The organism is Kribbella sp. (assembly GCF_035655035.1).
GTDB lineage: Bacteria > Actinomycetota > Actinomycetes > Propionibacteriales > Kribbellaceae > Kribbella.
This window is the reverse complement of the sequence record NZ_DASRVN010000188.1, coordinates 1-10480: the sequence shown is the minus strand read 5'-3', so window position 1 is coordinate 10480 and position 10480 is coordinate 1. Positions and strand designations below refer to the sequence as shown.

Annotated in this window: 9 protein-coding genes; 5 read left to right on the top strand and 4 right to left on the bottom strand. The window is 68.7% G+C overall.

The genetic code is table 11. The annotated features are described in order from the left end of the window. Positions 1–1150, top strand: a 1150-nt coding sequence (locus VFF46_RS11015) for a DNA polymerase Y family protein (protein ID WP_325036978.1), incomplete at its 5' end; no start/stop codon positions are given. 169 nt (positions 1151–1319) lie between these two features. Next, positions 1320–2906, top strand: a complete 1587-nt coding sequence (locus tag VFF46_RS11010) for an HNH endonuclease signature motif containing protein (protein WP_325036977.1) — start codon at positions 1320–1322, stop codon at positions 2904–2906. Between the two features lie 839 nt (positions 2907–3745). Here the strand turns inward: VFF46_RS11010 and VFF46_RS11005 are convergent. From VFF46_RS11005 to VFF46_RS10990, 4 genes are all read right to left on the bottom strand, one after another. Continuing rightward, positions 3746–4573 (bottom strand): carbohydrate ABC transporter permease, encoded by an 828-nt coding sequence (locus VFF46_RS11005; protein ID WP_325036976.1) that lies wholly within the window; start codon positions 4571–4573, stop codon positions 3746–3748. Continuing rightward, on the bottom strand, positions 4570–5493 hold the full coding sequence (locus VFF46_RS11000) for a sugar ABC transporter permease (RefSeq protein ID WP_325036975.1): 924 nt from the start codon (positions 5491–5493) through the stop codon (positions 4570–4572). The genes VFF46_RS11005 and VFF46_RS11000 overlap by 4 nt, the downstream gene beginning before the upstream one ends. Before the next feature lie 18 nt (positions 5494–5511). After that, positions 5512–6909 carry an extracellular solute-binding protein gene (locus tag VFF46_RS10995; protein ID WP_325036974.1) on the bottom strand — a complete coding sequence of 466 codons (1398 nt, stop codon included), beginning with the start codon at positions 6907–6909 and terminating at the stop codon, positions 5512–5514. A 190-nt stretch (positions 6910–7099) separates the two neighbouring features. Next, positions 7100–8101, bottom strand: coding sequence for a hypothetical protein (locus VFF46_RS10990; RefSeq protein WP_325036973.1), 1002 nt, complete (start codon positions 8099–8101; stop codon positions 7100–7102). A 106-nt stretch (positions 8102–8207) separates the two neighbouring features. Between VFF46_RS10990 and VFF46_RS10985 the strand changes: the two genes are divergently transcribed. The 3 genes from VFF46_RS10985 to VFF46_RS10975 all read left to right on the top strand — a co-directional run. Then, positions 8208–8804 carry a TetR/AcrR family transcriptional regulator gene (locus tag VFF46_RS10985; protein ID WP_325036972.1) on the top strand — a complete coding sequence of 199 codons (597 nt, stop codon included), beginning with the start codon at positions 8208–8210 and terminating at the stop codon, positions 8802–8804. A gap of 78 nt (positions 8805–8882) precedes the next feature. Next, a complete protein-coding gene (locus VFF46_RS10980; RefSeq protein WP_325036971.1) occupies positions 8883–9668 on the top strand; it encodes an ABC transporter ATP-binding protein in 786 nt (261 codons plus the stop codon). Continuing rightward, the coding region (locus tag VFF46_RS10975) for an ABC transporter permease (protein WP_325036970.1) at positions 9665–10480 on the top strand (816 nt) is incomplete at its 3' end. The genes VFF46_RS10980 and VFF46_RS10975, both read left to right, overlap by 4 nt.

The window sequence follows — 10480 nt, the reverse complement described above, 5'->3', positions numbered from 1 at the left end:
GTCCGTCGACGTACTCGAGCAGCCGACGCTCACCGACCTGCTGCGCCGCCTCGGGCTGCGGTCGCTGGGCGCGTTCGCGGAGCTGTCCGGCGCGGAGGTGCTGACCCGCTTCGGCCCGGACGGCGCGTTCGCGCACCGGCTCGCCCGCGGCGCCGACGACCGCCCGGTGACCGGCCGGGAGATCCCGCCGGAGCTCACCCGGACCCTCGACTTCGAGCCGGCCGTGGACCGCGTCGACCAGGTCGCGTTCGGGGTCCGGTCGATCGCCGACGAACTGGTCGTCCGGCTGACCGAGCTCGGTCTGGTGTGTACGACGCTGCGGGTCGAGGTCGGCACCGAGTCCGGGCGGGTCCACGAGCGGGAGTGGCTGCACCCGCGCTGGTTCACCGCGGCGGATGTGGTGGACCGGGTGCGCTGGCAACTGCAGGGCAGCGGTACGGCGACCAGCGAGCTGACCTCACCGGTGGTCCGCGTGCGGCTGGTCCCGGGCCAGGCGGATCCGGTCGGCGCGCATGCCGACGGGCTGTGGGGCGGCGGCCCGGACGAGCGGATCCACCGGGCGCTGTCGCGGGTGCAGAGCATGCTCGGGCACGGTGCCGTAGTGTCGGTGGTGATCGGCGGCGGGCGCGGGTTCGCGGAGCGGCAGACGCTGGTGCCGTGGGGCGACCCGACGGTACCGGCCCGCCCGCCGGACCAGCCGTGGCCGGGAGCGATCACCGGCGCCGACCCGAAGCGCTGGCCAACCCTGGCCCCGACCACCATCTTCCCCGAACCCATCCCCGCAACGGTCTTCGCCGCCGACGGCACCCAGCTCGCAATAACCCCCCGAGGCGAACTGACCGGCACCCCCACCGCATTCACCCTCCACCCACCCCGCACCACCAGCCAGACCACCGAAGCCCAAGATATCGACGGCAAAGGCTTTGGCAGGAAGGGTATCGGTCGTCGAGGTGCTGGTGTTCAAGTTGCTGATAGCAACAAGATTCATCCGATCGTCTCCTGGGCCGGCCCCTGGCTGGCCGTCGACCGTTGGTGGGACGCGTCCACCGAATCCAGCCAGGCCCGCTTCCAGTTCCAGACCGCGGACACCCGCGCCTGGCTCTTCACCCTCCACGACAACACCTGGCAAGCCCAGGCAACCTACGACTGAGCCGACGCAGCCCAACCATCCTCATGCCCCCCATGTAGTTGCCTAAGGCAAGATCCACAGGCATCTTGGACCAGTCAAAGGTTGTGGATAACTAAAGAATCCAAATTCCCTTAAAAATAAGGGGATTCTGCTTTGAAAACTGTCGGAGGTCGTGGGTACTGTTGCTGGCATGGACGTTCTGGACGGGCGATCGGTGGTGTCGCTGAGCGACGGCGAGCTGCTGCCTGCGCTTGACGCGATCGATGTCCAGATCACCCGGCTCGAGGAGCTCCGGCTGCAGCTGATCGCCCGCATCGAGGACACCGGCTACGCGCAGGAACTAGGCGCCCGCGACGCCGTCGAGCTGGTCTCCAGGCGCTACCGCCGAGACCGCGCCGAAGCCTGGCGCGACGTCCGCCTGGCCAAGGCCCTCCCCAAGTACAAGGCGATTGCCACCGCGCTCGATGCTCCGCAAGGTGCACGGCCGATGCGCACCGCCCAAGCTGCTGCGATCGTCTCCGAGCTCGAACGGGTCCGGTCCCGGGTGCCGGTCGAGGACCTGGACGTCGTCGAGGAACAGTTCGTCGGTCTGGCCGCCCACATGTCACCAGCCGAACTGCGCTCCGCCGCCCGCCAGGTCTGCGACCTCCTCGACTCCGACGGCCCCGAACCCGAAGAACACAAAGCCGCCGCCCGCGAAACCCTCACCCTGACCGCCGCCGACCGCGGCGTGAAGTTCCGGGGCTACCTGGCCAACGAGAACGCCGAACTCCTCCGCGCCGTCATCCACGCCGGCGCCCGCCCCCACAAAACCGTCGACGGCGAACACGACCCCCGCCCCCGCGACAAACGCCAGGCCGACGCCCTCACCACCGCACTGACGGTCGCCGCGAACGCCTGGGACACCGACACCCCCGGCCACGGCGCGAAAGCCAACATCACCGTCACGATCGACCTCGACGACCTCAAGTCCGCGACCGCGACCGCGACCGGCCAAACCGTCTACAGCGACGACCTCTCCGCGGCCACCATCCGCCGCCTCGCCTGCGACGCCAACATCATCCCCCTCGTCCTCGGCTCCAACTCCGAACCGCTGGACGTCGGCCGCCGCGAACGACTGGTCACCAAACACATCCGCCACGCCCTCAACGCCCGCGACAAGGGTTGTGTGGTCTGTTCCGCCCCACCGGTCATGTGCGACGCCCACCACCTCACCGCCTGGCAAGACGGCGGAGTAACCGCCCTCACGAACCTCGCGCTGCTGTGCCGCCGCCACCACACCGACCTCCACACCGGCCGCTGGACGATCACCATCACCAACGGCAAACCCCACGTAGCCCGCCCCACCTGGGCCACCCCAACAGCCCCCACACCCACCAACCCCACACCCACCAACCACGACCCCACAAACACCGCCCTCACCACCGAAGCACACCGCGCACGTCCTCAGCCCACAAGCTCCAGCCGATCGGATCCCCCACCCGCGGACCGACCTCGCGCCACCCCGCACACACCCGCGCCGACCGCCGCCGCACCGGCCTGCCTCGAACACCCCGACAACAACCCCAGCTCTGACCCGCCCACCGACAACTCCAGACCGCCCAAGCCCTTCGAGCCACCAGCCAACCCCTGGGGCGACACAAACCTGCCCACCCCACGAACCACCCGCTGGACAGCCAACGAAGCAACCCTCACCGCCGCAACCCACTTCGCCGTCTGGGGCAACCACACCCCCACCGAGCCAGCCACCGACCCACCACCCTTCGCCATGATCTGACCTCGTCGAGATCGCGCCAGCTCCACCCAGGGCGAGAATCAACACGTCGGACGCGCACGCCCAAACCCGCGCCCGACAAACCATCACGCCTCAGGCAGGCGCCGCACCTGCATCGCACCACGCAGACCCGGCGCAGCGACGTCCACGAGCCCTGGTCCGCTTCAGCCGCCGCGCCACCACCACACCCGCATGCCCCGGGCCGAATACACCCGCTACTGCCATGCGCCCGGCGCTGTCAACCTTTCCGCCCGCCACCTCAGGTGTACCGCCGCTCACGGTCCAGCCGGAGTACGCCGGAAGTCCTACACCGCCGAAGGCAGCAGAGCCCATCCCCTGAAGAGATGTGTGGTCGGTTGCACCGTGCCGTGATCGCATCACCCGGCGCCGCAGACCTGCGCGCGTCACCGCCCGCGCACCCGCCGAATGCGGCACCAAACAGCCGCCGCGAGGCGGTCACCCTTGCCCAGGGCCAACAGCACGCGGCACCACCGCCCTGCGCCTCGGCCACCTCACGCGCACACCACCGACGGCGGTACGACACCGGTCCCGAAGCGGCGACCCTGCCAGCCCGCTCGGTCACCACAGCAGCTGGCGCCGTCCACCTCCGCCGTCCACCTCCGCCGTGCGACCACCTCGTGCGCATACCTCGTGCGCATACCTCGTGCGGACACCGGCGACGGCGGCAAGAGGCAGGCGCCGCGGAGGGGTGTTCTTTCTCCAGCACCACGGCAGGCGGCGCCGCCTGCTCCCGCGCCTTGCCGACTCGTGCGTAGACGGCGGAGGCGGTAGTAGGTGGGCGCCGCGGGGCGGGGTTGTTTGTGGGTGGTGGGTGGGCGGGTTCAGCCCTTGATGGCGCCGCCTAGGGCGAAGGCGCCGCCTAGTTTGCGGCTGAGGAGGAGGTAGAGAAGGAGGACGGGGGTGGTGTAGATGAGGGAGTACGCGGCCAGCTGGCCGTAGTTGGGTTCGCCGTACTGGCCGAAGAACGTGAAGATGCTGACCGAGGCCGGCAGCCGTTCCGGCGACAGCAGGAGCATGAACGGGACGAAGAAGTTGCCCCACATGCCGATGAAGGTGAAGATCAGCACGACCGCGATACCGGGCCACATCAGCGGCAGGACGATCGCGCGCAGCGCCCGCATGTTGCCCGCGCCGTCGACCCAGGCGGCTTCCTCGAGCGAGATCGGTACACCGTCCATGAACGTCTTCGTGAGCCAGATCGCGAACGGCAGCGCCGACGTCGCCATGAACATGATGGTGCCACCAATGGTGTCCACCAGGTTCAGCTGGACGAAGAGCCCGTACACCGGCACCATCACCGCGGTGATCGGCAGCCCCGTACAGAACAGCACCGTCAGCAGGAACGGCCGGTTGAACCGCGTCCGGAACCGCGACAGCGGATAGGCCGCCAGCACCGCGCACACCATCGTCAGCAACGCGGCCCCGCCGCACAGGATGATGCCGTTGAACACCGGACGGTACGTCGTGTCGGTGTTCAGCACCGCCTTGAAGTTGCCGAGCGTCGGGTGCGTCGGGAATTCGACCCGCAGCCCCGCCGTCCGGTTGATCGACGCGAACAGCACCCACAGCAGCGGGAGCACGAACAGTATGCCGATGGCCAGCAGCACCAGGTTCGACGCCAGCTTGCTCATCTTGTCCCGGGGAATCACGCTGCCTCCGAGTTGAGTCCACGCAGGTAGATCAGCGAGAAGACCGCCCCGATCGCCAGCATCACCAGCGCGATCGCCGTACCGTAGCCGATCTGGGAGAAGCTGAACGCCTGCTCGTACATGTACAGCGGCAACGTCTGGCTCTTGGTACCGGGCCCGCCGCGGGTCATCGCGTAGATCAGGCCGAAGACGCTCAGCGTCTGCAGCGTGATCAGCATCAGGTTGGTCATGATCGCGCGGGTGATCATCGGGACCGTCACGAACGCGAGCCGCCGCCACCCGCCGGCGCCGTCCATCTCGGCGGACTCCTCGATCTCCTTCGGGATCTCACTGAGCGCGGCGGAGTAGACCAGCATCGAGAACGCCGTACCGCGCCAGATGTTGGCCAGTGACACCGCGATGATCGGTGCCCCGTACAACCAGTCCTGGCCGGGCAGGCCGACCGCGTTCAGCATCACGTTCAGCGTGCCGTTGTCGTTGAAGAACGCGCTCAGCAGGTACGCCGCGACCACCTCGGGCAGGACCCACGCGCCGATCACCGCCGTACCGACGAAGTTGCGGACGATCTTCGTCGACTTGCGCATCAGCAGCGCGAGCCCGAGGCCGAGCGTGTTCTGGCCGATGATCGCGGAGATCAGCGTGAACACCAGCGTCAGCCAGATCGCGTTGGTGAACGCGTTGCTGCTGAACGCCTTCCGGAAGTTGTCCAGCCCGACGAACTTGACGTTCGCCGCGCCGGGCCCGGTGAGCGCCATGTTCGTGAACGCGGCGTACACGCAGTAGATGATCGGGCCGGCCAGGAACACCAGCATCAAGACGATGGCCGGCGAGAGCGGCAGCATCCGTACGAGTTTGGCTCCGCGCGGCCGCCGGCTGGGTGCACCAGCGGCGGCCGCGGTAGGAGCGACAGTCGTCGTCACAGGGGAGAATCCTCCGAGCTACTGGCCAGTGCTCTTCGTCGTCGTACTGTCCTTGCCGCCGACGATGCCCTCGACCGCCTGGTCGTAGTTCTTCGCGGCGTCGTCCGGTGAGGACTGCCCGGTCATCACCGACTCCATCGCGGTGATGATCTCGTTGGACACCTTCGGGTACTCCGGCAGCGCCGGGCGGTACACGGTCACCGAGACCAGGTCGGTGAAGAACTTGGTGCTCGCCGAGGAGGCCTTGTACGCCGCGTCCGAGGCGACGTCCTTCCGTACGGCGATCTGCGCGCCGTCGGTCGCGTACTTCGCCGCGTTCTTCTGCGTCTGCAGGGTCTTGATGAAGTCCCAAGCGGCGTCGGGGTTCTTCGACTTGGCCGGGATCGCCCAGGTCCAGCCGCCGGAGAGGCTGACTTTGCCCTTACCGCCGCCGTCCTGGGTCGGCATCGCGGTCTGGCCGAGCACGGTGCTCCACTGCGGCCACGGCTTGGCGCCGGACTTGAGCCAGTTGTTGTAGACCCACGAGCCGTCCAGGTCGATCGCGAGCTTGCCCTGCGGCAGCAGCTCGGTGCCGACCTTGCTGCCCATGTTCGGGTTCAGCGCGTCCTTCGGCGACGGCGCGAGGCCTTCGGAGAAGACGGTCTTGACGAAGTTCAGCGAGTCCTTGAAGCCCTGGCTGCCGACGACCCACTTCTTCTGGTCGTAGTTGTAGAGGGTGTCCTTGGTGCCGTACAGCAGCATCTCGAAGCCCTGCATGGCCGAGGCTTCACCCATCGGCTTGCCGGAGTACATGTTGAACGGGATGACACCGGGCACCTTCTGCTTGATGGTGCGCGCGGCGCTGAGCACGTCGTCCCAGGTCTTCGGCTGCCAGTCGGCGGGCAGACCCGCCTTGGCGAAGATCTGCTTGTTGTACCAGAGCGCCCGCGTGTCGGTGCCGTCCGGTACGCCGTACGTCTTGCCGTCCTGGCCCCTCGCGGCGCCCTTCGCGGACTCCTCGAACTGGCTCCACTGGTCCCAGTTCTTGATGTAGTCGTCGAGCGGCTTCAGGTACCCCGCGGTGATGTCGGAGTTGATCAGGAAGGTGTCCTCGTAGACGATGTCCGGCGCGGTGTTCGGCGACCGCATCATCAGCTGGATCTTGGTGTAGTAGTCGTTCTCACTGGCAACGACCGGGACGATCTCGACCTGGGACCCGGGGTGCGCGGCCTCGTACTCGGACTTGACGCCGGTGAGGAAGGTCTTCATGACCACGCCCGGTCCCCACTGCTGGTACGCGATCTTGATGTGCGCGGGTCCGGTGCTCTGCGAGCTCCCGGCGTCCGGCTTCTTGGTCGTCGAGCCCTGACTGCAGGCCGACACCGCCAGCAGCAGCGCGGTCGCGACCGCCGCTACCTTGAAACGTTTCCTAGACATGAGGTCCACCTTCGGGCAATCGTTGTCATCCCGGTACCACGACCCAAACCCTGCGGGCTTTTCCGCGACCGTAGGAGTCCCCGCCGATGGAAGTCAATGCTTGACAGACAACGTTGTCGCCCCAGTGACGCGGCAACGCGGCGCCCGGATCGTAACGATCCGGTCACCGCGTTTCCATACCCCGACTTTGTCAGGCCGCGACCGCGTGCGCCTCATGACGCGCCGGTACGGCGCGCCGCCGGCCGCGGAGTGCGCCGAGTCCGCACAACAGCAACCCGGCGACCAGCCAGCAGCTCAGCACGACCAGCGGGCGTCCCGCCCCGGCGCCGTCGAAGAAGCTGACGGAGCGTAACGCCGTGCCGGCCGCGCCCGGCGGCAGGAGCTGACCCAGCGTGCCCCAGCCGCTCGGCAGCATCTCGGGCGCGCTCGTCATCCCGGAGAGCGGGTTCCCGAGCAGCATCATCACGGCGCCGCCGAGCGCGAGTCCCGCCGTACCGAGCAACCACTCCAGGCCGAGCAGGGTGAGGCTGATGGCCGCGATCGACATCGCGATCACGCCCGCGTTCCCGAGGTAGCTGCCCTCGAACGAGCCGAGCCAGTACTGCAGTACGGCGGCCAGCGCGAGCCCGCCGGTGACGGCGAACGTGACCGCGCCGAGCATCCGCTTCGACCCCGACCGGACCAATTGGGTCAGTCCCGCGGCCGCGATGATCCCGCCGAGGACGAGCGGCAGCGCTCCGGCGGCCAGTCCGGCGCCGCGCGGGTCGTCCTTCGGCAGCGGCACGACGTCGGTGACCTTCGCCGCCCCGCCGGGGTGCATCCGCCCGGCGAGCTGCGTGAGGATCTGCGCGACCGCGGGCCCGGCCGCCGAAGCGGTCAGTACTTCGGGCTGCGGCGCGTCGAGCACGATCGCGCCGTACGCGTCCCGGTCCTTGATCCGCTGCACCGCGGCCTGCCGATCCGGTACGGCGGTGAGCTCGAAGCCGCCGGGCAGCGCCTGGTCGAGCGCGGTCTTCACCTGGGCGACCGCCGGCGCCGGGCCGGCCACCGCGAGCGGCACGTTCCGTGGTTCGGAGCGGGCGGACGGCCAGGCGAACGCGATCAGGAACACCGTGAGGACCGCGGTCAGCAGCACGATGACGGCGATCAGGGGCGGCCGGCGACGCTCGGCCGCGTGCGCTTCGGTGGTCATGACTCTCCCTCCACAAGAAAAACCGAATGATCGTTCTTTATAGGACCGAGCCTGGCCACGAGAGGGCCGACTTGTCAAGAACGGACATTCGTTTTATGTTGCGGACGTGCCCAAGGTCACCGAGGAACACCGGCTGGCGCGCCGCGCCCAGATCGTCGCGGCGGCCCGTACCTGTGTGCTCGAGGAGGGCTTCCACAAGACCACGATGGCGGACGTGATCCGCGAGTCCGGGCTGTCCGCGGGCGCCGTCTACGGCTACTTCAAGAGCAAGGAGGACATCGTCGGCGCGATCGCCGAGGATGCGCTGAGCGCGATCGACGAGCTCTTCGAGAAGATCCTCGCCTCCGAGGGGCCGCTGACGCCGCTGACCGCGCTGGAGGCGGCGCTCAAGCACGTGGTCGTGATCGCGGAACGACCCGGCGGCGACGTCACGCGGGTCGCGGTGCAGGCCTGGGCCGAGTCGCTCCGCAACCCGGCCATCAAGGCGACCGCGGTCGGGAAGTACACCCAACTGCGCGAGAACTTCGTGGCCGTCGCCCGCCGCGCGCAGGCCGACGGTACGGTCGACGCCGACGCGGACCCGGAGTACATCGCGCAGGTCCTGTTCGGCACGCTGCCCGGGTTCATCATCCAGCGGCTGCTGATCGGGGACGTGACGCCCGAAAGTTACGTCGAAGGGCTGCGGGCGTTGCTGCGGTCGTAGCGGGGTGGAGTTTCACCCACCTCGTCCGGCGGTCCAGCACCCTCGGCCGGTACGCCGTTGCTCCGTAGCGTCGGCGGCATGAGGAAACGGACGCAGGATGCAGTCGACGGGACCGGGTATTCGGTCGTCCTGCAGGAGGTACGACGGGTCTACGGCCGCGGCGGGAACGCGGTGACGGCCCTGAACGGGATCTCGATGAAGTTCGCGCCCGGGACGTTCACCGCGGTGATGGGGCCGTCCGGGTCGGGAAAGAGCACGTTCCTGCACTGTGCGGCCGGGCTGGACCGGCCGACGTCCGGCAGCGTGTACATCGACGGGCTGCCGCTGGCCGGGCTGAGCGAACGCAAGCTGACCGAGCTGCGGCGGGAGCGGATCGGGTTCGTGTTCCAGTCCTTCAATCTGCTGCCCACGTTGAACGTCTGGCAGAACGTCTGCCTGCCGCAGGAGCTCGACGGCCGCCGCCCGAACAAGGCCGCCGTACGCCAGGTCCTGGAGCGCGTCGGCCTCGGCGACCGGCACAAGCACCGTCCCGGCGAGCTGTCCGGCGGTCAGCAGCAGCGGGTCGCGATCGCCCGTGCGCTGGTGGCGCGGCCGGCGGTGATCTTCGCGGACGAGCCGACCGGGGCGCTCGACAGCCAGACGGCTGCCGACGTACTCGAGCTGCTTCGCGAGCCGGTCCGGACGCAGGGCCAGACGGTGGTGATGGTCACGCACGACCCGGTCGCCGCGTCGTACGCCGACCAGGTGGTGTTCCTAGCCGACGGCGTCCTCGCCGGCAGCCTGACCGCCCCGACCGCCGAGCAGGTCGCCGACCGGATGACGCACCTCGGCGCCCGCTCGAACCTGCAGGTGGTGGCGGGATGATGCGGCTCGCCCTCCGCACGTTGCGCTACCGCAAGAGCGGATTCCTCGCCACGTTCGTCGCGGTCGTCTTCGGTACGGCGATCGTGATGGCGTGCGGCGGCCTGATGGAGACCGGCATCCGCTCCACCGTCGAGCCCCAACGCCTCGCCGGCGCCGATCTCGTCCTCACCGGCAAGCAGTCCCACCTCCGCCCCGGCGCAGAGGACGCCACGCCCCTCCCCGAACGCGTAGGCGTTCCCGTCAACCTCCTCCCCAAGATCCGCGCAACCCAAGGCGTAACCTCCGCCACCGGCGACTACACCTTCACCGCAATCGCACCGGCAATCACCGAAGGCCACAACTGGTCATCTGCGGCGCTTGCTCCCTATCGCCTCAGTTCTGGGCATGCGCCGCGATCCGGGCAGGTAGTGGTTTCGTCCGGAAAGGTAGGCGAACGCCTGACGTTCCTGATCAACGGGGACCCACGCACCTTCACCGTCAGCGGACTGGCAGCCGGACCGGCCGGGCATGCGTTCTTCAACGACCGCGACGCCGCACACCTCGTCCGTACCCCGGAGCGCTTCGCCGACATCGGCGTACAAGTTGCCCCCGGCACCGACCTGGACGCCGTACGCAAGCACCTGGAAGAAATCGGCAACCTGACCGTGAGCGCGGGGATCGACCGCGGCCTGGCCGAGCACCCGGACGCCGAGTCGCACCGCACCGCGCTGATCGCGATCGCCGGCTCCTTCGGCGGGATCGCGGCCATGACGATGATGTTCGTCGTCGCCTCCACCCTGGCGCTCGCCGCGCAGCACCGGGAGCGCGAGTTC